Here is a 25,709-nt window from a genome sequence, read left to right on the forward strand (position 1 = left end):
GGAGTATGGGAATGAAAGGTACTGTTTTTGCCGTAGCGCTAAACCACCAAAGCCAGCGTGCGGCCTGGGCTGAGGCGTTTGAAAAAGCCCCCTATAACGCGCCGCCAAAAACGGCGGTGTGGTTTATCAAGCCACATAACACCGTTATTCGCGCAGGCGAGCCGATTCCCTTCCCGCAGGGAGAAACCGTGTTAAGCGGCGCAACGGTGGCGCTGGTGGTGGGCAAAACCGCCAGCAAAGTACGCGTTGAAGAGGCGGCGGCGTACATCGCCGGCTACGCGCTGGCCAACGAAATCAGCCTGCCGGAAGAGAGCTTCTACCGCCCGGCTATTAAAGCCAAATGCCGGGATGGATTTTGCCCGCTCGGCGAACCTGTCGCCGTTGATAACGTGGACAACCTGACCATCATCACCGAGATCAACGGTCGCGAAGCGGACCACTGGAACACGGCCGATCTGCACCGCAACGCCGCCGAACTGCTGAGCGCCCTGAGCGAATTTGCCACCCTGAACCCCGGCGATGCGATATTGCTCGGTACCCCGCAAAGCCGCGTCGAAATTCGCCCGGGCGATCGGGTACGCATTCTGGCAGAGGGATTTCCGCCGCTGGAAAACCCGGTGGTGGAGGAACGCGACGTTACCATCGCTTCGCGCACGCCGCCGCACGCCACGCTGTTCGCCCTCGGCCTGAACTACGCCGATCACGCCAGCGAGCTGGACTTCAAACCGCCCACCGAGCCGCTGGTGTTTATCAAAGCGCCGAACACCTTTAACGGCGACAACCAGACCTCGGTGCGCCCAAACAACATTGAATACATGCATTACGAAGCCGAGCTGGTGGTGGTCATCGGTAAAACCGCGCGTAAGGTCAGCGAAGCCGAGGCGATGGACTATGTTGCGGGCTACACGGTGTGCAACGACTACGCCATCCGCGATTATCTCGAAAACTACTATCGCCCGAACCTGCGGGTGAAAAGCCGCGACGGGCTGACCCCCATCAGCCCGAACGTAGTGCCAAAAGAAGCCATCCCTGACCCGCACAACCTTCGTCTTCGCACCTACGTCAACGGTGAACTGCGTCAGGAAGGCACCACCGCCGATCTCATTTTCAGCATCCCATTCCTGATTGCGTATCTGAGCGATTTCATGACCCTGCAACCGGGCGACATGATTGCCACCGGCACGCCGAAGGGGCTGTCCGACGTGGTGCCGGGCGATGAGGTGGTAGTGGAAGTGGAAGGCGTAGGCCGCCTGGTAAACCGAATTGTCAGTGAGGAGACTGCAAAATGAAAAAGATTAACCACTGGATCAACGGGAAAAACGTCGCCGGAAGTGAGTACTTCCAAACCACTAACCCGGCCTCCGGCGAGGTGCTGGCAGAAGTGGCCTCCGGCGGCGAAGCCGAAATCCATCAGGCCGTTGCCGCCGCCAAAGAGGCGTTCCCGAAATGGGCCAACCTGCCGATGAAGGAGCGTGCGCGCCTGATGCGTCGCCTGGGGGATCTGATTGACCAGAACGTGCCGGACATTGCCGCCATGGAAACCGCCGACACCGGCCTGCCGATCCACCAGACCAAAAACGTGCTCATTCCACGCGCCTCGCACAACTTCGAGTTCTTCGCCGAGGTGTGCCAGCAGATGAACGGCAAAACCTACCCGGTCGATGACAAGATGCTCAATTACACCCTCGTGCAGCCGGTGGGCGTCTGTGCGCTGGTGTCGCCGTGGAACGTGCCGTTTATGACCGCCACCTGGAAGGTCGCGCCGTGCCTGGCGCTGGGTAACACCGCGGTGCTAAAGATGTCCGAGCTCTCCCCGCTTACCGCCGACCGTCTGGGCGAGCTGGCGCTGGAGGCGGGCATTCCGGCGGGCGTGCTGAACGTAGTGCAGGGCTATGGCGCCACGGCGGGCGACGCGCTGGTGCGTCATCATGACGTGCGCGCCGTCTCCTTCACCGGCGGCACCGCCACCGGGCGTAACATCATGAAAAACGCCGGGCTGAAGAAGTATTCCATGGAGCTGGGCGGCAAATCTCCGGTGCTGATATTTGAAGACGCCTACATCGAGCGCGCGCTGGACGCCGCCCTGTTCACCATCTTCTCCATCAACGGCGAACGCTGCACCGCCGGCTCGCGCATCTTCATCCAGCAGAGCATCTACCCGGAGTTCGTCAAACGCTTTGCCGAGCGCGCCAGCCGCCTGCGCGTGGGCGACCCGACCGATCCGAACACCCAGATTGGCGCGCTGATCAGCAAGCAGCACTGGGAGAAGGTCTCCGGCTACATCCGCCTCGGCATTGAAGAGGGGGCAACCCTGCTGGCGGGCGGCCCGGACAAACCGACCGATCTGCCTGCGCACCTGAAAGGCGGCAATTTCCTGCGCCCGACCGTGCTGGCGGATGTCGATAACCGCATGCGCGTGGCGCAGGAAGAGATCTTCGGGCCGGTGGCCTGCCTGCTGCCGTTTAAGGATGAAGCGGAAGGCCTGCGCCTGGCAAACGACGTGGAGTATGGCCTGGCGTCGTACATCTGGACGCAGGACGTCAGCAAAGTGCTGCGTCTGGCGCGCAACATCGAAGCGGGCATGGTGTTCGTTAACACCCAGAACGTGCGCGACCTGCGCCAGCCGTTTGGCGGCGTGAAGGCCTCCGGCACCGGGCGTGAGGGCGGCGAGTACAGCTTTGAGGTCTTCGCGGAGATGAAAAACGTCTGTATCTCCATGGGCGACCATCCGATTCCAAAATGGGGGATCTGATCATGGGAAAATTAGCGTTAGCGGCAAAAATCACCCACGTGCCGTCAATGTATCTCTCTGAACTGCCGGGCAAAAACCACGGCTGCCGCCAGTCAGCCATCGACGGGCATAAAGAGATCAGCAAGCGCTGCCGCGAGCTGGGCGTCGATACCATTATCGTCTTCGACACCCACTGGCTGGTGAACAGCGCGTATCACATCAACTGTGCGGACCATTTTTCAGGCGTCTACACCAGCAACGAGCTGCCGCATTTTATTCGCGACATGACCTACGACTACGACGGCAACCCGGAACTCGGCCAGCTGATCGCCGACGAAGCGGTGAAGCTTGGCGTGCGCGCCAAGGCGCACAACATCCCGAGCCTGAAGCTGGAGTACGGCACGCTGGTGCCGATGCGCTACATGAACGCAGATAAGCACTTCAAAGTGGTCTCCATCTCGGCGTTCTGCACGGTACACGACTTCGCCGACAGCCGCAGGCTGGGCGAGGCCATCGTCAGCGCCATCGAAAAATACGACGGCACCGTGGCGGTGCTCGCCAGCGGCTCGCTGTCGCACCGCTTTATCGACGACCAGCGCGCGGAGGAAGGGATGAACAGCTACACCCGCGAGTTTGACCGCCAGATGGATGAGCGGGTAGTGAAGCTGTGGCGCGAGGGGCAGTTCAAAGAGTTTTGCAGCATGCTGCCGGAGTACGCCGACTACTGCTACGGCGAGGGCAACATGCACGACACGGTGATGCTGCTGGGGATGCTCGGCTGGGACAACTACGACGGTAAGGTGGAGTTTCTCACCGAGCTGTTCGCCAGCTCCGGCACCGGCCAGGTCAACGCCGTTTTCCCGCTGCCCGCGTAAGGAGCCACCATGCCGCATTTTATTGCTGAATGTACCGACAACATCCGCGAGCAGGCCGACCTGCCGGGGCTGTTCGCCAAAGTGAACGAGGCGCTCGCCGCCACGGGGATCTTCCCGCTCGGCGGTATCCGCAGCCGCGCCCACTGGCTGGACACCTGGCAGATGGCCGACGGCAAGCACGATTACGCCTTTGTGCATATGACGCTCAAAATCGGCGCCGGGCGCAGTCTGGAGAGCCGGGAAGAGGTCGGTGAAATGCTGTTTGCGCTGATCAAAACGCATTTTGCAGAGCTAATGGCGGGCCGTTATCTGGCGCTCTCTTTCGCCATGGAAGAACTCGATCCGACGCTGAACTACAAACAAAACAACGTGCACGCGTTGTTTAAGTAGACATCTTTTTCGCCCGGTGGCGCTTCGCTTACCGGGCCTACAACGGCTCGAACGTAGGCCGGGATCGCTACGCGCCACCCGGCAACAACAGGATATCGCCATGCTCGACAAACACACCCATACCCTGATCGCCCACCGCCTGCATCAGGCGGAACAATCCCGGGAGCAGATCCGCGCGATCTCGCTTGAGTATCCGGAGATCACCATTGAAGACGCCTACGCCGTCCAGCGCGAATGGGTGAGCCTGAAAATTGCCGAAGGCCGCGTGCTGAAAGGCCACAAGATCGGCCTCACCTCCAAAGCGATGCAGGCCAGCTCGCAGATCAGCGAGCCGGACTACGGCGCGCTGCTGGACGATATGTTCTTCCACGACGGCAGCGACATCCCCGTGGATCGCTTTATCGTCCCGCGCATCGAAGTGGAGCTGGCCTTCGTGCTGGCAAAACCGCTGCGCGGCCCGAACTGCACGATCTTCGACGTCTACAACGCCACGGATTACGTCATCCCCGCCCTGGAGCTGATCGACGCCCGCTGCCATAACATCGACCCGGAAACCCAGCGTCCGCGCAAGGTGTTCGACACCATCTCCGATAACGCCGCCAACGCGGGCGTGATCCTCGGCGGCCGCCCGATTAAACCCGACGAACTGGATCTGCGCTGGATCTCCGCCCTGCTCTACCGCAACGGCGTGATCGAAGAGACCGGCGTGGCCGCAGGCGTCCTTAATCATCCGGCGAACGGCGTGGCGTGGCTGGCGAACAAACTCGCGCCATACGACGTGCAGCTTGAGCCAGGCCAGATCATCCTCGGCGGCTCGTTTACCCGCCCGGTGCCCGCCAGCAGAGGCGACACCTTCCACGTCGACTACGGCAACATGGGCTCCATCAGCTGCCGCTTTGTGTAAGGAGATGACCATGCAAAACGCATTCAAAGCGGCGCTGAAAGCGGGCCGACCGCAAATCGGGTTATGGCTGGGGCTAACCAGCAGCTACAGCGCTGAGCTACTGGCCGGGGCCGGTTTTGACTGGCTGCTGATCGACGGAGAGCACGCGCCGAACAGCGTGCAAACCATCCTGACTCAGCTCCAGGCCATCGCCCCTTATCCCAGCCAGCCGGTGGTGCGCCCGTCGTGGAACGATCCGGTGCAGATCAAGCAGCTGCTGGACGTGGGGGCGCAAACCCTGCTGGTGCCGATGGTGCAAAACGCCGACGAAGCGCGGCTGGCGGTCAGCGCCACCCGCTATCCGCCCGCGGGCATTCGCGGCGTCGGCAGCGCGCTGGCGCGGGCGTCGCGCTGGAACCGTATCCCGGACTATCTGCATCAGGCTAACGACGCCATGTGCGTGCTGGTGCAAATCGAAACCCTAAGAGCGTTAAAAAACCTGCCGCAGATCCTGGACGTGGACGGCGTCGACGGCGTGTTTATCGGCCCGGCGGATCTGAGTGCCGACATGGGCTTTGCCGGTAATCCGCAGCACCCGGAGGTGCAGGCCGCCATTGAGCAGGCGATCGCGCAGATACGCGCCGCCGGTAAAGCGCCCGGCATCCTGATGGCGAACGAGCAACTGGCGAAACGTTACCTTGCACTCGGCGCGCTGTTTGTCGCCGTCGGCGTCGACACCACCCTGCTCGCCCGCGGCGCGGAAGCGCTGGCGGCACGTTTTATCGAACAACCGGTTACGTCAGTTAATAACAATAAATCCGTCTACTAAACGTAAGATCTGGAGCGCAGCATGACGACCTCTACCCTGCAAGATAAGAAAGCTATAGAACATCGCGTTATCAACAAGCTGTTCCGTCGTTTGATCGTGTTTCTCTTTATCCTGTTTGTCTTTTCGTTTCTCGATCGCATCAACATCGGCTTTGCCGGGCTAACGATGGGCAAAGATTTGGGCCTCACGTCGACCATGTTTGGCCTGGCCGCGACCCTGTTTTACGTCACCTACGTGCTGTGCGGGATCCCCAGCAACATCATGCTGGCGAAAATCGGCGCACGGCGCTGGATCGCCGGGATCATGGTGGTGTGGGGCATCGCCTCTACCTGCACCATGTTCGCCACCAGCCCGGAAACGCTCTACGTCCTGCGCATGCTGGTGGGCATTGCCGAAGCCGGTTTCCTGCCGGGGATCCTGGTCTATCTCACCTGGTGGTTCCCGGCCTATCACCGCGCCCGCGCCAACGCGTTGTTTATGATCGCCATGCCGGTGACCATGATGCTCGGCTCGATCCTCTCCGGGTACATTCTGGCGATGGACGGGCTGTGGAACCTGAAGGGCTGGCAGTGGCTGTTCCTGTTGGAGGGGCTGCCGTCGGTGGTGCTCGGCGTGGTGACCTGGTTCTACCTTAACGACACCCCGGATCAGGCCACCTGGCTGGATGATGATGAAAAGCAGGCACTCAAAACGATGATCGCCCGCGAGCAGGAACTGGCCATTGCGCACGTCGCCACGCCGCGATCGACGCTGCGCGAGGTGCTGACGCCCGCCGTACTGCTCTACACGCTGGCCTACTTCTGCCTGACGAATACGCTGAGCGCGATCAACATCTGGACGCCGCAGATCCTGCAAAGCTTCAACACCGGCAGCAGCAATATCGTGATTGGCCTGCTGGCGGCGATCCCGCAGTTTTGCACCATCCTCGGGATGATCTGGTGGAGCCGCCGCTCCGACAGGCTGAAAGAGCGAAAAAAGCACACCATCCTGCCGTATCTGTTTGCGGCGGCGGGATGGATGCTGGCCTCGGCGACCGATCACAGCCTGATCCAGCTGCTTGGCATCATCATGGCCTCAACCGGATCGTTTACCGCCATGGCGATATTCTGGACCACGCCGGACCAGGTGATTAGCCTGCAATCCCGCGCGGTGGCGCTGGCGGTGATCAACGCCATCGGCAACGTCGGGTCTGCCGTCAGCCCATTGCTGATTGGTATTCTTCGCGACGCGACCGGCAGCTTCAGCTCGGGGCTGTGGTTCGTGGCGGGTCTGCTGGTAGTGGGCGCGCTGGTGCTGACGCGCATTCCGATGACGCAGCGGGTTCAAAAGAGGAACGATCATGTGCCAGAGCCCTATCGCCAACATTGATATCAGCAAGGAGTACGACGAAAGTCTGGGCACCGACGATGTGCACTACCAGTCGTTCGCCCGCATGGCGGCCTTTTTTGGCCGCGACATGCAGGCGCACCGCCACGACCAGTATTTTCAGATGCATTTTCTCGACACCGGGCAGATTGAGCTGCAGCTCGACGACCACCGCTACTCGGTGCAGGCGCCGCTGTTCGTTCTGACGCCGCCGTCGGTGCCGCACGCGTTTATCACTGAATCCGACAGCGACGGCCACGTGCTGACGGTGCGCGAGGATCTTATCTGGCCGTTGTTAGAAGTGCTCTACCCCGGCACGCGGGAGGCGTTCGGCCTGCCGGGGATCTGCCTGTCGCTTGCCGACAGGCCTGACGAGCTGGCGGCGCTGAAGCATTACTGGCAGCTCATTGCCCGGGAATCCACGGAACAGCTGCCGGGCCGTGAGCATACGCTGGTCCTGCTGGCGCAGGCCGTATTTACCCTGCTGCTGCGCAACGCGAAGCTCGACGACCACGCTTCAGGCGGCATGCGCGGCGAGCTGAAGCTGTTTCAGCGCTTTAACCAGCTGACAGATGCGCATTACCACGAGCACTGGACGGTGCCGGAATACGCCAGCGAACTGCATCTTACCGAATCCCGCCTGACCGATATCTGCCGCCGCTTTGCCAACCGCTCGCCGAAACGGCTGATCTTCGACCGCCAGCTGCGGGAAGCCAGGCGCTTGCTGCTGTTTTCCGACAGCACAGTGAGCGAAATTGCCTGGCAACTGGGGTTTAAAGATCCGGCCTATTTCGCCCGTTTTTTTAACCGACTGACGGGGTGCTCACCCAGCGCATACCGGGCGCAGAAAGTACCGGTTTCCTGAACGCATCACGGTTCGTAGGGCGGGTAAGCGCAGCGCCACCCGCCGAAAAGCCGCACAGATCACAAAACAACATCCCACCCGAAAAGTACCTGCCGTTGTCCCAATCGTCCCTTCACGTTCCGCCCCTCTCACGCTTCAATTAAACAACAAAAACAAAACATAAATTTAACAACCATCTTCCGATACGAGGTCCCTATGAAGCCTGAAGATTTCCGCGCTGATGCCAAACGTCCGTTAACCGGTGAAGAGTATTTAAAAAGCCTGCAAGATGGCCGTGAGATTTATATCTACGGCGAGCGCGTTAAGGACGTCACTACCCACCCGGCATTTCGCAATGCGGCGGCGTCCATCGCCCAGATGTACGATGCCCTGCACAAGCCAGACATGCAGGATACCCTCTGCTGGGGCACCGACACCGGCAGCGGCGGCTACACCCATAAATTCTTCCGTGTGGCGAAAAGCGCCGACGATCTGCGCCAGCAGCGCGACGCCATCGCCGAGTGGTCGCGCCTGAGCTACGGCTGGATGGGCCGCACGCCAGACTACAAAGCCGCGTTCGGCTGCGCGCTGGGGGCGAACCCTGCCTTCTACGGTCAGTTCGAGCAGAACGCCCGCAACTGGTACACCCGTATTCAGGAAACCGGCCTGTACTTTAACCACGCCATCGTCAACCCGCCTATCGACCGCCATAAACCGGCGGACGAGGTGAAAGACGTTTACATCAAGCTGGAGAAAGAGACCGATGCCGGGATCATCGTCAGCGGCGCGAAAGTGGTGGCCACCAACTCGGCGCTGACCCACTACAACATGATTGGTTTTGGCTCTGCGCAGGTGATGGGCGAAAACCCGGACTTCGCGCTAATGTTCGTCGCGCCGATGGATGCCGAAGGGGTGAAGCTGATCTCCCGCGCCTCATACGAGATGGTGGCAGGGGCGACAGGCTCTCCGTACGACTACCCGCTCTCCAGCCGCTTTGACGAGAACGACGCCATTCTGGTGATGGATCATGTGCTGATCCCGTGGGAAAACGTGCTGATCTACCGCGATTTCGACCGCTGCCGTCGCTGGACAATGGAAGGTGGCTTCGCTCGCATGTACCCGCTTCAGGCCTGCGTGCGTCTGGCAGTGAAGCTCGACTTCATCACCGCTCTGCTGAAGAAATCGCTGGAGTGCACTGGCACCCTCGAGTTCCGCGGCGTGCAGGCGGATCTCGGCGAAGTGGTGGCGTGGCGCAACATGTTCTGGGCGCTGAGCGACTCCATGTGCTCCGAAGCCACGCCGTGGGTAAACGGCGCGTACCTGCCTGACCACGCGGCGTTACAGACCTACCGCGTGATGGCGCCAATGGCCTACGCGAAAATCAAGAACATCATCGAACGCAACGTGACCTCCGGGCTGATCTACCTGCCGTCCAGCGCGCGGGACCTGAACAACCCGCAGATCGACCAGTATCTGGCGAAGTACGTACGCGGCTCCAACGGGATGGATCACGTCGAACGCATCAAGATTCTGAAACTGATGTGGGATGCCATCGGCAGCGAGTTTGGCGGACGTCACGAGCTGTACGAAATCAACTACTCCGGTAGCCAGGATGAGATCCGCCTGCAATGCCTGCGTCAGGCGCAAAGCTCCGGCAACATGGACAAGATGATGGCGATGGTTGACCGCTGCATGTCCGAGTACGACCAGCACGGCTGGACTGTACCGCACCTGCACAACAACACTGATATCAACATGCTGGATAAGCTGCTGAAATAACGCAGCAGGAGGTTTCAATGCAATCTGAAGAACGCCTGCGTTTTCGCGACGCGATGGCCAGCCTGTCGGCGGCGGTGAATGTGGTCACCACCGAGGGCGATGCGGGCCGCTGCGGCATTACCGCCACCGCCGTCTGTTCGGTCACGGACACCCCGCCCTCGGTCATGGTCTGCATCAACGCCAACAGCGCCATGAACCCGGTCTTCCAGGGCAACGGCAAACTGTGCGTCAACGTGCTGAACCACGAGCAGGAGATCATGGCCCGCCACTTTGCCGGGATGACCGGCATGGCCATGGAGGAGCGCTTTGCTCTCTCTTGCTGGCAGAAAGGACCGCTGGCGCAGCCGGTGCTGAAAGGCGCCCTGGCAAGCCTGGAAGGTGAGATAACCCAGGTGCAAACCATCGGTACCCATCTGGTCTACCTGGTGGAGATTAAGAACATCATCCTCAGCAGCGAGGGGCACGGCCTGATCTACTTCAAACGCCGTTTCCACCCGGTGATGATGGAGATGGAAGCCGCGGTTTGATCCCGTTGCACAAAAAAACGCTAAGGTTTCCGCAAAGGTGCGCCGTTAACTATCCATAAGATAAATTTTCCGGGGCGGCTGACGACGTCGTCAGCCGCCCCCTTAACGCTGGAAAGTCTTATGGCCTCTTCACCCCGAAGCCGCTCGGCTGAACGTCTGGTTGACATCATTATTGCCCTGCACCGCAACGGAAGCGTTAATCGCCGCGATCTGATGCAAAAATTTGGCATTACCGAACGTACGGTGTACCGCGATCTACAGGCCCTTTCCCCGATTATCGAACACGACGGTAAAGGACGCTATCAGCTGCTGCCCGCATATCAGCCCTGCCGCTGCACGCAATGCCCTGATGCGAACGACGAAACCCCGCAGGGCTAGATTATTCTCAGTGATCTCAATCACATATTTTCTCCCGCCGGGGGTGAGCCTTAACCACTCACCCTCGCTTTTGACCGCTCACGCATCGCTTTCAACCACTCACCCATTTACCGTGCTTTACACGCGCGAGGATCTGGCACGATCGCTCCAGCATTAATCAATACCTCCTCACAACGAACCCTGACCCTTTTTTCTTTACATAAAAAACCAGGTCTTACTATGGATACTAAAAAACTACTTAAGCACGTGCCCTGGGCCATCCTCGGGATCATCGGCGCTTTCTGTCTGGCGGTTGTCGCATTACGCCGGGGCGAGCACGTCAGCGCCCTGTGGATCGTGGTCGCGTCGGTTTCCGTCTATCTTGTGGCTTATCGCTACTACAGCTTGTACATCGCGCAGAAGGTCATGAAGCTCGACCCGACGCGCGCCACCCCGGCGGTCATTAACAATGACGGCCTGAACTATGTGCCAACCAACCGTTACGTGCTGTTTGGTCACCACTTCGCCGCCATTGCAGGCGCGGGTCCGCTGGTCGGTCCGGTGCTGGCTGCGCAGATGGGCTACCTGCCGGGTACGCTCTGGCTGCTGGCGGGCGTAGTGCTGGCGGGAGCGGTGCAGGACTTTATGGTGCTGTTTATCTCCTCGCGCCGTAACGGTTCGTCGCTGGGCGAGATGATCAAAGAGGAGATGGGCCGCGTGCCGGGCACGATCGCCCTGTTCGGCTGTTTCCTGATCATGATCATCATCCTGGCTGTGCTGGCCCTGATCGTGGTGAAAGCGCTGGCCGAAAGTCCGTGGGGCGTCTTCACCGTCTGCTCTACCGTGCCGATTGCGCTGTTCATGGGCATCTACATGCGCTTCCTGCGCCCTGGCCGCGTTGGCGAGGTGTCGGTCATCGGTATCGTGCTGCTGGTCGCCTCCATCTATTTCGGCGGCGTGATTGCCCACGACCCGTACTGGGGCCCGGCGCTGACCTTTAAAGACACCACCATCACCTTCGCGCTGATCGGTTACGCGTTCATCTCAGCGCTGCTGCCGGTGTGGCTGATTCTGGCTCCGCGTGACTACCTGGCGACCTTCCTGAAAATCGGCGTGATCGTCGGGCTGGCAATCGGGATTGTGATCATCAACCCGGAGCTGAAAATGCCGGCGGTGACGCAGTACATTGACGGTACCGGTCCGCTGTGGAAAGGTGCCCTGTTCCCGTTCCTGTTTATCACCATTGCCTGCGGTGCCGTGTCTGGCTTCCACGCACTGATCGCCTCCGGCACCACGCCGAAGCTGATGGCCAACGAAACCGACGCGCGCTTCATCGGTTACGGCGCGATGCTGATGGAATCCTTCGTGGCGATCATGGCGCTGGTTGCGGCGTCGATTATCGAGCCTGGGCTGTACTTCGCGATGAACACCCCACCAGCGGGTCTCGGCATCACCATGCCAAACCTGCATGAGATGGGCGGCGAAGATACCGCGCTGATTATGGCGCAGCTGAAAGACGCCAGCGCACACGCGGCGGCGACCGTCAGCTCCTGGGGCTTCGTGATATCGCCTGAGCAGATTATGCAGACCGCGAAAGACATCGGCGAACCATCCGTGCTGAACCGCGCAGGTGGCGCACCGACGCTGGCGGTGGGTATCGCACACGTGTTCCACAAAGTGCTGCCGTGGGCGGACATGGGCTTCTGGTACCACTTCGGTATCCTGTTTGAAGCGCTGTTCATCCTCACCGCGCTGGATGCCGGTACGCGTGCAGGCCGCTTCATGTTGCAGGATCTGCTAGGTAACTTCGTGCCGTTCCTGAAGAAAACCGACTCTCTGGTAGCAGGTGTTCTGGGTACTGCGGGCTGCGTAGGTCTGTGGGGTTATCTGCTGTATCAGGGCGTTGTTGACCCGCTGGGCGGCGTGAAGAGCCTGTGGCCGCTGTTCGGCATCTCTAACCAGATGCTGGCGGCTGTGGCCCTGGTGCTGGGCACCATTGTCCTGGTGAAGATGAAACGCACCAAATACATCTGGGTAACCGTGGTGCCTGCGCTGTGGCTGCTGCTCTGCACTACCTGGGCGCTGGGTCTGAAACTGTTCAGCACCAACCCGCAGCTGGAAGGCTTCTTCTTCATGGCTAACCAGTACAAAGAGAAGATTGCCGCAGGCGGCGCGGATCTGACTGCGCAGCAGATTGCCAACATGAACCATATCGTGGTGAACAACTACACCAACGCGGGTCTGAGCATTCTGTTCCTGGTGGTGGTGTACAGCATTATCTTCTACGGCATTAAAACCTGGATGAAAGTGCGTAATGCCGATGGCCGTACGGACAAAGAAACCCCGTACGTGCCGGTGCCGGAAGGCGGCGTGAAGACGTCTTCACACCATTAATAAAATGGCGGGTGGCGCTGCGCTGCCCCGCCCTACAACGTTACTGTAGGCCCGGTAAGCGTAGCGCCACCGGGCTTTTTCTTATCAGGACACGTTATGTTTGGTAACTTAGGCGAAGCAAAAAAATACCTCGGTCAGGCGGCGAAAATGCTGATTGGCATTCCGGACTATGACAACTACGTTGAGCATATGAAGACCAACCATCCGGATAAGCCGTACATGACCTACACTGAATTCTTCCGCGAGCGTCAGGAAGCGCGCTACGGCGGAAGTGGAGAAGGCGGCGTCCGCTGCTGCTAAAGGAGAAACCATGACCCCGATTGCCGTTACCCTGCTGACCGGTTTTCTCGGCGCCGGTAAAACCACCCTGCTGCGCCACATCCTGAATGAACAGCACGGCTTCAAAATCGCCGTCATTGAAAACGAATTTGGCGAAGTCTCCGTTGACGATCAGCTGATTGGCGACCGCGCCACGCAGATCAAAACCCTGACCAACGGCTGCATCTGCTGCACCCGCTCCAGTGAATTAGAAGACGCCCTGCTGGACCTGCTCGACAGCCGCGATCGCGGTGACATCCACTTCGACCGTCTGGTGATCGAGTGCACCGGCATGGCCGATCCCGGCCCGATTATTCAGACCTTTTTCTCCCACGATATTCTGTGCCAGCGCTACCTGCTGGACGGCGTGATTGCCCTGGTCGATGCGGTCCATGCCGACGAGCAGATGAACCAGTTCACCATCGCCCAGTCTCAGATTGGCTACGCCGACCGCATTCTGCTGACCAAAACCGACGTGGCGGGTGAAAGCGAAAAACTGCGTGAGCGCCTGACGCGCATCAACTCGCGCGCACCCATTTATACCGTGACGCACGGCGATATCGACCTGTCTCAGCTGTTCAACACCAACGGCTTTATGCTGGAGGAGAACGTCACCGCGAAACCGCGTTTCCACTTTATGGCAGACAAGCAAAACGACGTAGCGTCGATTGTGGTGGAGCTGGACTACCCGGTGGACATCAGCGAGGTCTCGCGCGTGATGGAGAACCTGCTGCTGTCGTTTGCCGACAAGCTGCTGCGCTATAAAGGAATGCTGTGGATCGACGGCGAGCCGAACCGCCTGCTGTTCCAGGGCGTGCAGCGCCTGTACAGCGCCGACTGGGATCGTCCGTGGGGCGATGAACCGCCGCACAGCGTGATGGTGTTTATTGGAATACAGCTGCCGGAAGAGGAAATTCGGGCAGCGTTTGCGGGACTGAAAAAGTAAATCGTCGCTCCCCTTTAAACAGTAAAGGGGGCGTATTTCATTAGGGCAAAATGCGGGTTTCGCCCTTTCTGTTTGCAATATTGTCTGTTAATGTTCTTATCATGAATGAAATCATGCTTTGATTAATATTGGTTACAATATTAATTAATTGGATTCATATAATTTTCATGAATTGGTAGGCGTAATATGGCAATCATTATTCCCACGGTTAGCAGCTGTAGCGAGAAAATTACGGCAGGAGAAAAAAGACTGGCAAGGCTTCTGGAGGGTGGGCTCAGCGAACAATGTACCTGCTGGTATGATACCCGAATGGGAGACAAAGACGATCATCCTGATTTTGTGATTCTGGCCCCCGATAAAGGGCTGCTGTTTATAGAAGTGAAAGACTGGTATATCACAAAAATAAAATCGGCTAATAAAACCCATATTAATTATGAAACCAAAAACGGCATAGAGCCGTTGAAGAACCCACTCGAACAAGTTCGACAATATACCTTTCATATCATCAATAGCCTGAAAAAAGATCCCCTGCTTCGCCAGATACAGGGAGAGCATGAGGGCGGTTTTATTATGCCGTATGGATACGGTGTTTATTTGAGCAACATCACTCGGGCACAGCTGGAAAAGAGTTTTACACCTGAGGAGTTGAATGAAATATTGCCCGCCAGCCAGGTGATATGCAAAGACGAACTCAACGAGTTTATGACTCGAGAACAAATCTCTGGCCGGCTCGAATCCCTTCTCAAACATCACTTTGTTCATAACACAACACCACAGCAGCTCGACCGCATCCGGTGGCATCTTTATCCCGATGTCCGCATTAACCCATCCGTTACGCGGGTTGACCTGGATAATTTTACTTTCCACACCCCTGATGTGGTATGCATGATGGACAGGAACCAGGAACAACTCGCCAGAAGTATGGGGGCGGGACACAGGGTAATTCATGGCGTGGCAGGTTCGGGCAAAACGCTCATTTTGCACCACCGATGTATTGAGCTTGCCAACAACATTGAAAACACCAAACCGATACTGGTGATTTGCTACAACATTACGCTGGCTAAAAAACTCAAAGCGCAGCTCGAACAGCATAGCCTCAGACTTCCCGTCGAAGTTATCCATTTCCACGCCTGGTGTTATCAGCAATTAAACGCGCATCGGCGTCTTCCCCCCAGGAGCAAAAACTTTATTGAGCTGATGGAGAATGCGCTGACGGTGGCATTTGAAGAGGGAGCAATCAAACCGGAGCAGTACAGCGCCGTTTTGATAGATGAAGGACACGATTTTAAACCGGAATGGCTAAGAATCCTCGCCAAAATGCCGGACAATAAAGATAGCTCCCTGCTGTTTCTGTACGATGACGCTCAGTCAATTTATCAGAAAAAGAAAGCTCTCGATTTTACCCTGTCCAGCGTCGATATAAAGGCTCAGGGCCGTACAACTATTTTGGATACCAATTATCGCAACACCCGGCAAATACTCCATTTTGCCAGCAGCGTAGCATTTAATTATCTCAATAATCACATAGAAGCTTCTCTCAAATACCAGCAGCCTGCCGCAGGTGGCCTGTCCGGGAAGTATCCCGCGCTGGCCAGCTTTGATAATCAGGACGAGGAGATTACGCGCGTCCTCGATTGGGTCACAGAGCAGCGACAGGAAGGTGTTGCGTGGTCAGAAATCGCCATACTGTGCCCCTCAACCTACAGCATTTCAGGCATGCTCGCGCCAAGGCTTGAAGCCCGCAAGATCCCATACCAGATGATTGTCTCCAGCGATGATAAAAAGCACTGGTCCCCGCAGAATGATTACCTCTGCGTCATGCCGCTGCCCAGCAGCAAGGGGCTTGAGTTTAATTCGGTCGCCATTATGGATGCGGCAAAGGAAAGGGACAGTGAAGATCTGAGTGACGATATCAAGCGCCTTTACGTCGGCATTACCCGCGCACGACAGAATCTTCTGGTGACAATGCACGGAACCGGAAGCCTGCGAGATCATCTGGTCGAGACCTGGGAAAAGAGCGTTAAGTCGATCTAACTATTCCGCGTTGAAAAGTATCTGCACCGAACAATCCCCTCTCCCCTGTGGGGAGAGGGCCAGGGTGAGGGGTAAAGTCCAATATTATTTCAACGCCTCCGGCAGCGTCACAATCCATAGCTCGCTGTCGGAATCCGGCTTCTTCAGCGGCTTGACGCTGAGGGTAGTTTCAACCGCTTTGTCATCCAGCGTCAGCTTGCCTTCCGCGTTCACCCGATAATCCTTGAGCTTCTTGCCCTCGGCCGGGTTGTGCATCGCCACCTTCACGCCAAAGTCATTATCGTTCGCCACCGCCAGCGTTTTGTCGTCAATCAGCGCCAGCCCTTCGGCTTTTTCCTGCTGCCAGCCCAGCGCACGCAGATCGACCACCTGCGTTTTTTCCGCAAGTGTAATGCCGCGCTGCGCCAGCGTTTTCTCATCGTCAAATTCCGGGTATTCGCCCGGCTTGTCGAAGGCGGCCAGATCGCTCGCCTTGCTCAGATCCACCCTGTAGATGAGGTTACGCATTACGTCGTTTTTATCTTCGCCCTGTTCAATCAGCAGGATAGTGTGGTTATCCAGCGCCACGATATCGCCGATTTTGGCGTCGCTGTTTTTGCTGTAGGCCGCGCTGTCGACAGGGTAGCCGTACATCGCGGTTTTTCCGGTCGCCGGATCGAAGCTGACCAGTCGCGTAAACAGCGCCTGCTTTTTGCTCTTCCCGTCGATATCCAACGTACTCTGGACAGCGGCGATAATACGTCCGTCCGGCATGCGGGTCAGGCCTTCAAATCCCCGGTTTGCCTGGCGCCATTTGATAACATTTGGCAGACCGCCCGCGATGGATTTCTCCCCTTCCGCCGCCTGTGGGCCGTGGATCGCGAGGATTTTCCCTTTACTGTCAATATTAATCAGGAACGGGCCATACTCATCGCACAGCCAGTAGCCGCCCTTCCCGTCCGGCGTGATGCCTTCCGTATCCAGCCCGCGGTTATCGCCTTTCAGCACTTTTAAAGTGTCGCTTAGCGCGATTTCATTGGTGGAACCAATCACGCCACTTTGCAGCGGCAGACCGTTGATTTCGCCTTTATCGTCATGCAAAGGACGCGCGTCCACGGCCTCCGCTTTACCGTTTTGCACGCGGATCGTCATTAGCTGCGGGGCGAAATCCGGGGTAACAAAGATTTTAGCGTCATTTTTCCCCATTTTTGGCGAATCCGCGTTAGGACCGCGATCGGTCACGGTCATAAACGTCAGGGCGTCGCCCTGCTTGCCCATAGACAGCAGGCCAGAGCCAATCCCCACAGGCAGCCCGTTCGGAAACGCGCTGGCAAACGCACCGCTGTATTTGACATGCGAGCCTTCGGGAAAACTGACGACGTAACGCTCCGCGGTTGGCTGTGCCGCCAGGCCAGAGAAAGAGAGCGCACAACCAATTAGCACAGGAATGATTTTTCTTTTCATAGTGTTAGCACCCAGTAAGTGAAGCCAACAACGTAATGAAGAAACGTGTCAGAAAAATGACATGGTGAAAGCGGTTCGGCACGACGGGGCGTATAGCCACCTCCAGAAATGTAAACCTGTGTCTTTATCTGTGACAACTGAAACACTTTTTGAAATTATTAGAAACTCAATTAATTCATCCTGAACTAATTTTTCCGACCCGTTCAGCGTACGTTTAATGAGAATCCTGAACCCTTCCTAAACGCGAATGCATTACGTATTGACTCCTTGCCGGATCAACATTCGAACAACATTTAAAATTCAAAAACCAAACAAAATCAGCATAAAAACGTGACAAGCATCGCATTTGCAGAGATAAACAGCTCTTGTTAAGGTGCCCTCAGATTAATTTGATGACGAGGAAAAACTCATGAAAAAGCTCAACGTTCTCCTTCTTTCCGCTCTGACTGCCGTATCGGGCTCCGCACTGGCCATGGGCGGCAGCATTGAGCAGGGTAAAAACTTTACCAACCTGAATGTGGAAATGGGGAAATCAACCTCCGGTCTGTACACCGAAGGTAGCTGGCTGAAAAACACAGATGACGGCACCACAACCGGTGGCGTAGGAGCAGGCTACAACTTTGAAGTCGGCCCGGTGATGCTGAACGCAGGCGCTAAGGCCCTCTACGTTGGCCCGAAAAAAGGCGATAACGGCGTGGCGTTCCCGGTCGGCGGCGGTGTGAACGTTGCCCTGACCGACAGCATCAGGGTATTCGGTGAAGGCTACGTTGCGCCAGACGGCCTGAACAACAGCGTGAAAAACTACGTTGAAGCGAATGGTGGCGTAAGCTGGACGCCAGTGAAGCCGGTGACGCTGAAGGTGGGTTATCGTCACGTGAGCGTTGATGGTAAAGACGGTCGTCCTAACCACACGCTGATTGACGGCGCATATGTTGGCGGTGGCGTGTCCTTCTAAGCCTGTTTGCCCGTTTCGCCCGGCGGCGCTACGCTTGCACGGGCCTACAATGAAGGGTGCAATTTATGAATATTATTGCACCTTGTAGGCCGGGTAAGCGCAGCGCCACACGGCAAAAAAGGCGATGAGACTGTTAATAAAAAAACCTGCCGGATGGCAGGTTTTTTTATGTCCGACATTACTTGCGAACGACCACCAGCTTCTGGTTCACAAACTCTTTGATCCCCAGGTCCGACAGCTCGCGTCCGTAACCCGAACGTTTTACGCCGCCGAACGGCAGTTCTGCCGCCGTATCGGTGAGCCAGTTGATGTACACCATCCCGGTCTCAATACGCGATGCCATCTTCTTCGCGCGCTCAATATCCTGGCTGAACACCGCTCCGCCCAGGCCGTAGTGGGAGTCGTTCGCCAGCGCGACCGCCTCGTCGTCGTTTTTCACCACGTAAATCTGCGCTACCGGGCCAAAGAACTCTTCGAAGTACGCCGGGTTGTCGCGTGAGATGTTGGTCAGGATGGTCGGCTCAAAGAAGCTCCCGTCTCGCTGCACAGGTTTGCCGCCATAGTGCAGCGTAGCGCCGTTTTTCACCGCCTCGTTAACCTGTTTGGTCAACGTGTCGAGCGCGTCTTTAGAGGACAGCGGCCCCAGCGTGGTGCTTTCGTCCAGCGGATCGCCAATCTTCACCTGCTTAAATGCCTCGGTGAATTTGCTCAGGAAGGCATCGGCAATCTTTTCATGCAGGATAAAGCGCTTCGCCGCGGTACAGACCTGCCCGGCGTTGTTGAGCCGCGCGTTAACGCCGATCTTCACCGCTTTATCCAGGTCCGCATCGTCGAGCACCACGAATACGTCGTTACCGCCAAGCTCTAGCGTGGATTTCTTAATGTGCTTCGCCGCCTGGGCCGCTACCACGCTGCCCGCTTTTTCTGAACCGGTTAGCGCCGCGCCCTGTACGCGATCGTCAGCGATGATGTTCGCCACCTGATCGGACGAGATAAACAGGTTGGTCCACGCCCCTTCCGGCGCGCCCGCCTCACGCACCAGATGGGCGAAGGTTTCCGCACAGTGCGGCACAATGCTGGCGTGTTTAGCGATGACAGGGTTACCCGCCGCCAGGTTTGGCGCAAGAACGCGCATCAGCTGATAGTATGGGAAGTTCCATGGTTCGACGGCCATCAGCACGCCGATGGGGTGATGTTCAACCCATGCTTCCCCGAGTTCAGAGTCATACTTCACCGGGGCCAGGAACTGCTTCGCGTTGTCCGCATAGTAGCGGGCGATTTGCGCGCACAGCTTCACCTCGCCGCGGCTCTGTTCGATGAGCTTACCCATCTCCTGGCTGGCGATTTTCGCCAGCTCCTCCACGCGTTCGTCGATCAGGTCCGCCAGCTTATGCAGTACCGGCAGGCGCTGGCTTATGTCGCCTTTCGCCCAGTCGGAGTGATAGAGCGCATCGGCTGCCTTCAGCGCCGCTTCAACATCTGCGTCAGTGTGGGAGGGATATTCTTTGATGAGCTGGTTAGTGGCAGGATTTACTGTCTGATAAGCCATATCGAATCTCCATGTTTTACCGCTTAGGGTATTAAGGGTAGTCAACATGACTGGCTATGGACGTAAAGTTGGGTATATCCGGAAGGTTCTGAGTAAAGCGATGCCATACCGTGGCTGGCGTGGTATAAAAAACCTTCAGAAGGAGTTGCTATGACCGATACCCGCCACATCCGTCAGACCTTTCACCGCGCCTCGGGCCTTGAACTACGCAGCACGTGGCAGAGCATGCAGGCGTACAAACGCCATTGCCACCCTCAGCTCTCCATCGGCGCAATTGTGGAAGGCCAGACATGCTGCGTGTGTAATGGCAGAGAATACATCCTCCAGCCCGGGGACCTGATTGTGATCCCGGCTTATGTCCCACACAGCTGCAACCCTGTTGCCGGGCAGCCGCGTAGTTATCATATGCTTTATATCGATACGGACCTTCCCCTTGCGGTTCAGGTGATTCGCAACGCTACGCTGTTTATGTATTACCGGGAAGTTGTTGAGAGGATGTCCCCTGCGTCCGTGGACAGGCTGCTTACTGCCCTTCCCCATTGCATGGATGAGGCAGAAAAACCTGGATCAACCAGCCAGCAGGTTCAGCAGGCATTTCTTTCCAGTCTTTCCAGCCCGCCTTCCCTCGACGCACTTGCGCAACGATTCTCGCTGCGAAAGGAGACGCTGATCCGTACCTTCAAGAAGGACACGGGCCTGACGCCTGGCAGCTTCCTCAATATCTCCCGCGTAGAGTACGCCAAAGCGCGGCTGCGTGCCGGGGATGATATCGCCGATGTCGGCTACCAGAGCGGGTTTGCCGACCAGAGCCATTTTCATAAGACCTTTGTGCGCTACACCGCCGCCACACCGCGCCAGTACGCTACGGGCCGATCAATATCAGACAATAAATAGGTTCTGTGTTTTCGTAGTCTGGCCCCAGTTTTGCATTCTGAGGTCGCTATGGAACTGTTCTTCCCTTCCGCTTTTCTCGCCCTGGCGCTGGCGCATTTTGTTGCCCTGTTAAGCCCGGGCCCGGATTTTTTCCTGCTGATGGGCTACGCCGCCCGCTACCGACTGCGCGGCAGCGCCGGATTGTGCATCGGGATAGCGGCAGGAAATGGGCTTTACATTTTGCTGGTCATTATGGGATGGAGCGCGCTGCGTCAGTTCGCGTGGCTGTTCACGTTGATTGAATTATCCGGCGCACTGTATTTGCTCTGGATCGGCTCGCATCTTGTACGCAGCCGACCGCAGACGCTGACGCTAAATGAAACACATGAGCGCTGCCCCTCGCTGCGTAAGCAGATCCTGCTGGGGCTGGGCTCGGCGCTGTTGAATCCCAAAAACGCGTTGTTCTACCTGGCGCTGATGACGGCGTTACTCGGGCCGGACGTCACGCTGCTTCAGCAGGCGACCTGCGGCGTCTGGATGGTGATGGTAGTACTGGTATGGGATTTTGCGCTGGTGTCGCTGATGGGGTTACCGGCGGTTCAGCGAAAGCTCAGCCGTTCGCTCTGGCTGATAGAGCGCACGGCGGGGGTGGTATTGATGGGGTTTGGTGGGTGGGTGCTGTGGCGGTTTTTGCACTTTTCCCCCGTATCCCTCTATCCTTAACCCATGGAAAAACATACCGAACTCAAACGCGCCAAGCTTCTCGCGCTGTCGCTGCTGCTGATTGCCGCTGCGGCCTTTATCACTACCCTGTTCCTGCCGCAAACCTTCTGGGTACGCGGCGCAAAAGCTATTGCCGAGGCGGCGATGGTCGGCGCGCTGGCGGACTGGTTTGCCGTTGTCGCGCTGTTCCGCCGGGTGCCAATTCCCTTTATCTCGCGCCATACGGCGATTATCCCGCGCAATAAGGACCGCATCGGCGACAATCTTGGCCAGTTCGTGCAGGAAAAGTTTTTGGATACCCAGTCGCTGGTCGCATTAATTCGCCGCTACGAGCCGGCCCAGATGATTGGTGCCTGGTTCAGCAAGCCCGACAACGCCCAGCGCGTCGGGCTGCATCTGATGCAGGTGATGAGCGGTTTTCTTGAGCTAACTGACGACGGGCGCATTCAGCGCCTGCTCAAACGCGCGGTGCATAAGGCTATCGACAAGGTCGATTTAACCGAGACCAGCGCCGTCATGCTGGAAAGCATGACCAAAAACAACCGTCACCAGGTGCTGCTGGACGCCATCATCAACCGTCTGATTACCCTGATTCAGCGCGAGAGCACGCGGGAATTTATCTCTGACCAGATCGTCCACTGGCTGAAGACCGAGCATCCGCGCAAGGCGATGGTGCTGCCCACCGAGTGGCTGGGCGATCAGAGCGCAGAGATGGTGTCGAACGCGGTGAACACGCTGCTGGATGATATCAGCCACGACCGCACGCACCAGATCCGTCGGGCATTTGACCGCGCCACGCTGAAGTTTATCGACAACCTGAAAAACGACCCGGAGATGACGGCCAAAGCCGACAATATCAAGCACTATCTGAAGAATGATGAAGCATTTAACCGCTACCTGGGTGAAATGTGGGCTGACCTGCGCCAGTGGCTGAAAAATGACATGCAGAGCGACGATTCCCGCGTGAAGCAACGTATCGCCAACGCCGGGCTGTGGTTTGGTGAGACGCTGTCGAATGATGCCAGCCTGCGTGCGTCGCTGAACGAGCATCTGGAGCAGGCCGCGCACCGCGTCGCGCCGGATTTTGCTGCGTTCCTGACGCGTCATATCAGCGACACGGTGAAAAGCTGGGACGCCAAAGATATGTCACGCCAGATAGAACTCAATATCGGTAAAGATCTTCAGTTCATTCGCGTAAACGGTACCCTGGTAGGCGGAACGATTGGCCTGATCCTGTTTTTACTTTCTCAGTTGCCCGCCGTGCTGGGGCATTAATCCGCTTTTGGCGGCGCGATAACGTAGCGCGTCGCCTCGAAGCGGTTCAGGATCAGGTGCACCAGAAAGACCATCGTCAGCGTGACCACCAGCGCGAAGGTAACGGAGGTGATGCGGTACAGATCGCTGAACACCAGATCGCTGTCCGGATGCATGTTTTGCCCGAACATAATGCCGATGGTGGTAATGCTGGAAAATCCCACCCCGGCCCCGACCTTCTCCATCACGTGCAGGCGCGCGCCAAATGCCAGCCCGAGGCCGATAAGCGGCATCATCAGCAGCATATGGCTGCTGTGATCGTACAGAATAAGCTGAACGACGAGGATATAGAGACAGCCCAGCACCACGCCGACCACGCGCCAGATGGAGCTCATGACCGCGCCGCGGTAGTGCATCGGGAACAGGATCAGAATGCCCGCCATCAGCGCCGAGAGCGAATCGCTTAAGTCGCTCATCTGAAATACCACGAAAATCAGCGTCGCCACGGTGCCGGAGAGCAGCGACTCGTGGCGCACGCGGGCATCGTCTTTCTCTATCAGCGGCGGCGGCTTACGTGGCTCCACGTCCGGCAGCAGGTAATTCATCAGCGCGCTCAGACACACCGCCATCACGCTCGCTTCAATGTTGGAGAACAAAAGCGTGTGCCAGTTGGTGGTGGGGTAGCTCATAAAGTTGAGCATTACGCTCTGGCACACCACGCCCATCGAACCGAACAGAAACAGCGGCCCCTTGCTCATAAAACGAAAGCGCATCACGTACAGGGCAAAGACCACCAGCGTCATAATGACCGGCCATTGCGACAGAAAGCCGATGATGATCACCATTTCGACGCAGTTGAGCGATGCGCTGAAGATAAACTGCTTCGCCACGTGGCGGTTAAACACCGGCACCAGCGACAGCAGCATGATCGGGTAGACCACAAAAAACACGCCGTAGCTGGTGTTGTAGAAGCTCGAAATACTGAGCGCAATCATCCCGGCAAAGACGATGCGCAGGGTCTGGCGGAAGTCGTTTGCCGTGTAGACGATGTTGCCGTGCGGGGTAAATACCCGCGCCAGGGTGCTAATAGACATAGTGAAGCAGGCTCACCAGATGGATTTGCATCCCGGAGAAGAAGCGCGCAAAGGGCCCTTCGCTGTTGTAGAGCTGCACGGTGGCGCGCGCGCCGGTCGGCAGCGACTTCGGTAAGGCTTCGTCCAGCGCCACGTGAATGCGCATTCGCTGGGCATCGCGCACCCAGCGGTTAGAGGTTTCCGGTTCAGAGAGTTGACCGTTAACGGCCTCCTGACCGGCGAGGATCCCCGCGTCACTGCTGGTCACGTGGGCGCGGAAAACCCGTCCCGGAAAGGCGTCAAACACCACGGCGGCGTCGGTCCCCTGGTGGGTATGACGCAAGCTCTTCTCGCGGAAATCCGCCACAATATCCGTCTGCGTATTCACCAGCGCCAGCGCTGCCGAACCGGACGAGGCGTAAAAACCGGGGCTTAATTGCAGATTACTCACCGTGCCGTCCGCCTCGGCGTAGACCTTCGTCCAGCCAAGATTCAGCTCCGCTTCATCCAGCGCGTTACGGTATTTTTGCAGCGTCACGTTACGGTGTTCATTCCGCTCGCCGCGCTGAATGCGCAGGTTATGAATATTCGCCTGAATCGAGCTGACGGACTGCTCGCTGCTCTGCCAGGTAGTGCGGACCTTATCCAGATCCGCCTGCGACACGTTCTGCAGGGTGCTCAGTTTCTGGTAGCGGTCGAAAGTCACTTTGTCGTTACGCGCGGTCAGCACGGCGGTCTTCAGGCTGGCCTGCGCGGCGGCGATCTGCGCGTCCAGTTGTTCGTTGGAAAGGCGAGCCTGCTCGAGCGCGATCTGCGCCGCTTCCACTTTATTGCGAAACGGGGTGTCGTCGAGCTCAAACAGCAGATCGCCTTTCTTCACCTGGCTATTGTTGTGGACATGGACCGCCGCCACATAGCCGGAGACACGGGCAGACACCGGCGTCACCACGCGCATCACGGTGGAATCCGGCGTCAACGGGATCCAGATATCCGCGACGATAAAGTAGACAAACATCAGCAGGAAAGAGGCAATACTTACCCTTACCCAGCGGGCAAACTTTTGTTCAGGAGTCATTATTTTTCGGTCTTGTTATCTTCTTCGCGGATTGTCCGCAAATTGCAGGCGATTTGATTCAGGGTGGCGCTGAAAATGTCGAGATGTTCAGGCGCGATGTTTTGCGATACGCGCGTCTGAAGCGTCTCAATTACCTGGGTGAGCCTGTTAAGTACAGCTTTTCCCTCAGGCGTCAGCGTCAGAAGCCGGATGCGCTTGTCATACGGCGAGACGGTGCGCAGCAGGTAACCCTGTTTTTCCAGCTGTGTCAGGGTGCGCATTAGCGGCGGCAGTTCAATGCCCTGCACCTCCGCCAGCTCACTCACCGAGACGTTATCCCCGAGCTGATGCAGCTGCATCATCACCGTCCAGCTCGACTGGGTTAACCCGGTATCGAGAATGGCGTCGTCAATGACGGCACGCCACTGGCGCACGATCATCGCCATCCGCATGCCCATCGGCCTGCGGCTAAACAGTTCTTCTTCACTCATGGGGAAACCTCTCGTCACACGC

24 protein-coding genes are annotated in these 25,709 nt (G+C 57.6%); 19 read left to right on the forward strand and 5 right to left on the reverse strand.

Annotated features, from left to right (window positions below; genetic code table 11):
• The first annotated feature begins 11 nt into the window (after positions 1 to 11).
• From hpaG to CKK19_RS16770, 15 genes are all read left to right on the forward strand, one after another.
• Positions 12 to 1,289 carry a 4-hydroxyphenylacetate degradation bifunctional isomerase/decarboxylase gene (hpaG, locus tag CKK19_RS16700; RefSeq protein ID WP_063854308.1) on the forward strand — a complete coding sequence of 426 codons (1,278 nt, stop codon included), beginning with the start codon at positions 12 to 14 and terminating at the stop codon, positions 1,287 to 1,289.
• Entirely contained in the window at positions 1,286 to 2,752 is a 1,467-nt protein-coding gene (gene hpaE, locus CKK19_RS16705) for a 5-carboxymethyl-2-hydroxymuconate semialdehyde dehydrogenase (protein ID WP_063854307.1), read from the forward strand. The genes hpaG and hpaE overlap by 4 nt, the downstream gene beginning before the upstream one ends.
• A 2-nt stretch (positions 2,753 to 2,754) precedes the next feature.
• A complete protein-coding gene (hpaD, locus tag CKK19_RS16710; protein WP_022646958.1) occupies positions 2,755 to 3,606 on the forward strand; it encodes a 3,4-dihydroxyphenylacetate 2,3-dioxygenase in 852 nt (283 codons plus the stop codon).
• A 9-nt stretch (positions 3,607 to 3,615) separates the two neighbouring features.
• A complete protein-coding gene (locus CKK19_RS16715; protein ID WP_045309044.1) occupies positions 3,616 to 3,996 on the forward strand; it encodes a 5-carboxymethyl-2-hydroxymuconate Delta-isomerase in 381 nt (126 codons plus the stop codon).
• Positions 3,997 to 4,096: 100 nt separating this feature from the next.
• A complete protein-coding gene (gene hpaH, locus CKK19_RS16720; protein ID WP_063854306.1) occupies positions 4,097 to 4,900 on the forward strand; it encodes a 2-oxo-hept-4-ene-1,7-dioate hydratase in 804 nt (267 codons plus the stop codon).
• A gap of 10 nt (positions 4,901 to 4,910) precedes the next feature.
• The gene (gene hpaI / locus CKK19_RS16725) at positions 4,911 to 5,708 is read left to right on the forward strand and encodes a 4-hydroxy-2-oxoheptanedioate aldolase (protein ID WP_063854305.1); all 798 of its coding nucleotides are present in this window, start codon (positions 4,911 to 4,913) and stop codon (positions 5,706 to 5,708) included.
• Between the two features lie 21 nt (positions 5,709 to 5,729).
• The gene (gene hpaX / locus CKK19_RS16730; protein WP_032625355.1) at positions 5,730 to 7,076 is read left to right on the forward strand and encodes a 4-hydroxyphenylacetate permease; all 1,347 of its coding nucleotides are present in this window, start codon (positions 5,730 to 5,732) and stop codon (positions 7,074 to 7,076) included.
• Complete coding sequence (gene hpaA / locus CKK19_RS16735; protein WP_022646953.1) at positions 7,048 to 7,938, forward strand: 4-hydroxyphenylacetate catabolism regulatory protein HpaA; 891 nt, start codon at positions 7,048 to 7,050, stop codon at positions 7,936 to 7,938. Before hpaX ends, hpaA begins: the two co-directional genes overlap by 29 nt.
• Positions 7,939 to 8,133: 195 nt before the next feature.
• Positions 8,134 to 9,696 (forward strand): 4-hydroxyphenylacetate 3-monooxygenase, oxygenase component, encoded by a 1,563-nt coding sequence (gene hpaB, locus CKK19_RS16740; RefSeq protein WP_010427196.1) that lies wholly within the window; start codon positions 8,134 to 8,136, stop codon positions 9,694 to 9,696.
• 17 nt (positions 9,697 to 9,713) lie between these two features.
• Positions 9,714 to 10,223 (forward strand): 4-hydroxyphenylacetate 3-monooxygenase reductase subunit, encoded by a 510-nt coding sequence (locus tag CKK19_RS16745; RefSeq protein WP_003856606.1) that lies wholly within the window; start codon positions 9,714 to 9,716, stop codon positions 10,221 to 10,223.
• A gap of 120 nt (positions 10,224 to 10,343) precedes the next feature.
• Complete coding sequence (locus CKK19_RS16750; protein WP_023305395.1) at positions 10,344 to 10,601, forward strand: HTH domain-containing protein; 258 nt, start codon at positions 10,344 to 10,346, stop codon at positions 10,599 to 10,601.
• Between the two features lie 219 nt (positions 10,602 to 10,820).
• A complete protein-coding gene (locus CKK19_RS16755; RefSeq protein WP_063854304.1) occupies positions 10,821 to 12,974 on the forward strand; it encodes a carbon starvation CstA family protein in 2,154 nt (717 codons plus the stop codon).
• 96 nt (positions 12,975 to 13,070) lie between these two features.
• A complete protein-coding gene (locus CKK19_RS16760) occupies positions 13,071 to 13,274 on the forward strand; it encodes a YbdD/YjiX family protein (RefSeq protein ID WP_003856610.1) in 204 nt (67 codons plus the stop codon).
• Positions 13,275 to 13,284: 10 nt separating this feature from the next.
• Positions 13,285 to 14,238: a GTPase gene (yjiA, locus tag CKK19_RS16765; RefSeq protein WP_023299251.1), complete on the forward strand. Its 954-nt coding sequence runs from the start codon at positions 13,285 to 13,287 to the stop codon at positions 14,236 to 14,238.
• Positions 14,239 to 14,424: 186 nt separating this feature from the next.
• Positions 14,425 to 16,272: a 3'-5' exonuclease gene (locus CKK19_RS16770; RefSeq protein WP_063854303.1), complete on the forward strand. Its 1,848-nt coding sequence runs from the start codon at positions 14,425 to 14,427 to the stop codon at positions 16,270 to 16,272.
• Between the two features lie 84 nt (positions 16,273 to 16,356).
• Here the strand turns inward: CKK19_RS16770 and CKK19_RS16775 are convergent, their stop codons facing one another.
• A complete protein-coding gene (locus CKK19_RS16775; RefSeq protein ID WP_063854302.1) occupies positions 16,357 to 17,715 on the reverse strand; it encodes an esterase-like activity of phytase family protein in 1,359 nt (452 codons plus the stop codon).
• A 409-nt stretch (positions 17,716 to 18,124) separates the two neighbouring features.
• Here CKK19_RS16775 and CKK19_RS16780 point away from each other — a divergent pair, with 409 nt between their 5' ends.
• Positions 18,125 to 18,670, forward strand: a complete 546-nt coding sequence (locus CKK19_RS16780; protein WP_023299248.1) for a YfaZ family outer membrane protein — start codon at positions 18,125 to 18,127, stop codon at positions 18,668 to 18,670.
• Positions 18,671 to 18,848: 178 nt separating this feature from the next.
• On the opposite strand, the gene CKK19_RS16785 is transcribed toward CKK19_RS16780, so the two are convergent.
• Positions 18,849 to 20,219, reverse strand: coding sequence for an NAD-dependent succinate-semialdehyde dehydrogenase (locus tag CKK19_RS16785; protein WP_023305391.1), 1,371 nt, complete (start codon positions 20,217 to 20,219; stop codon positions 18,849 to 18,851).
• A 150-nt stretch (positions 20,220 to 20,369) separates the two neighbouring features.
• Here CKK19_RS16785 and CKK19_RS16790 point away from each other — a divergent pair, with 150 nt between their 5' ends.
• From CKK19_RS16790 to CKK19_RS16800, 3 genes are read left to right on the forward strand one after another with little or no spacing between them, the layout of a single operon-like run.
• Positions 20,370 to 21,113 carry a helix-turn-helix domain-containing protein gene (locus CKK19_RS16790; protein ID WP_022646943.1) on the forward strand — a complete coding sequence of 248 codons (744 nt, stop codon included), beginning with the start codon at positions 20,370 to 20,372 and terminating at the stop codon, positions 21,111 to 21,113.
• A gap of 48 nt (positions 21,114 to 21,161) precedes the next feature.
• Positions 21,162 to 21,815 carry a LysE family translocator gene (locus tag CKK19_RS16795; RefSeq protein WP_058645753.1) on the forward strand — a complete coding sequence of 218 codons (654 nt, stop codon included), beginning with the start codon at positions 21,162 to 21,164 and terminating at the stop codon, positions 21,813 to 21,815.
• Positions 21,816 to 21,818: 3 nt separating this feature from the next.
• A complete protein-coding gene (locus tag CKK19_RS16800) occupies positions 21,819 to 23,090 on the forward strand; it encodes a DUF445 domain-containing protein (RefSeq protein ID WP_022646941.1) in 1,272 nt (423 codons plus the stop codon).
• Here CKK19_RS16800 and CKK19_RS16805 read toward each other — a convergent pair.
• The 3 genes from CKK19_RS16805 to CKK19_RS16815 are packed head-to-tail and all read right to left on the reverse strand — an operon-like array spanning position 23,087 to position 25,687.
• On the reverse strand, positions 23,087 to 24,163 hold the full coding sequence (locus tag CKK19_RS16805) for a DUF2955 domain-containing protein (RefSeq protein ID WP_022646940.1): 1,077 nt from the start codon (positions 24,161 to 24,163) through the stop codon (positions 23,087 to 23,089). The two genes, CKK19_RS16800 and CKK19_RS16805, sit on opposite strands and share 4 nt — an antisense overlap.
• The gene (locus CKK19_RS16810) at positions 24,153 to 25,220 is read right to left on the reverse strand and encodes an HlyD family secretion protein (protein ID WP_088581776.1); all 1,068 of its coding nucleotides are present in this window, start codon (positions 25,218 to 25,220) and stop codon (positions 24,153 to 24,155) included. The genes CKK19_RS16805 and CKK19_RS16810 overlap by 11 nt, the downstream gene beginning before the upstream one ends.
• A complete protein-coding gene (locus CKK19_RS16815; protein ID WP_022646938.1) occupies positions 25,217 to 25,687 on the reverse strand; it encodes a MarR family winged helix-turn-helix transcriptional regulator in 471 nt (156 codons plus the stop codon). The genes CKK19_RS16810 and CKK19_RS16815 overlap by 4 nt, the downstream gene beginning before the upstream one ends.
• Positions 25,688 to 25,709: the final 22 nt, after the last annotated feature.

It is taken from the genome of Enterobacter sp. CCUG 70166 (assembly GCF_020224095.1).
GTDB lineage: Bacteria > Pseudomonadota > Gammaproteobacteria > Enterobacterales > Enterobacteriaceae > Enterobacter > Enterobacter intestinihominis.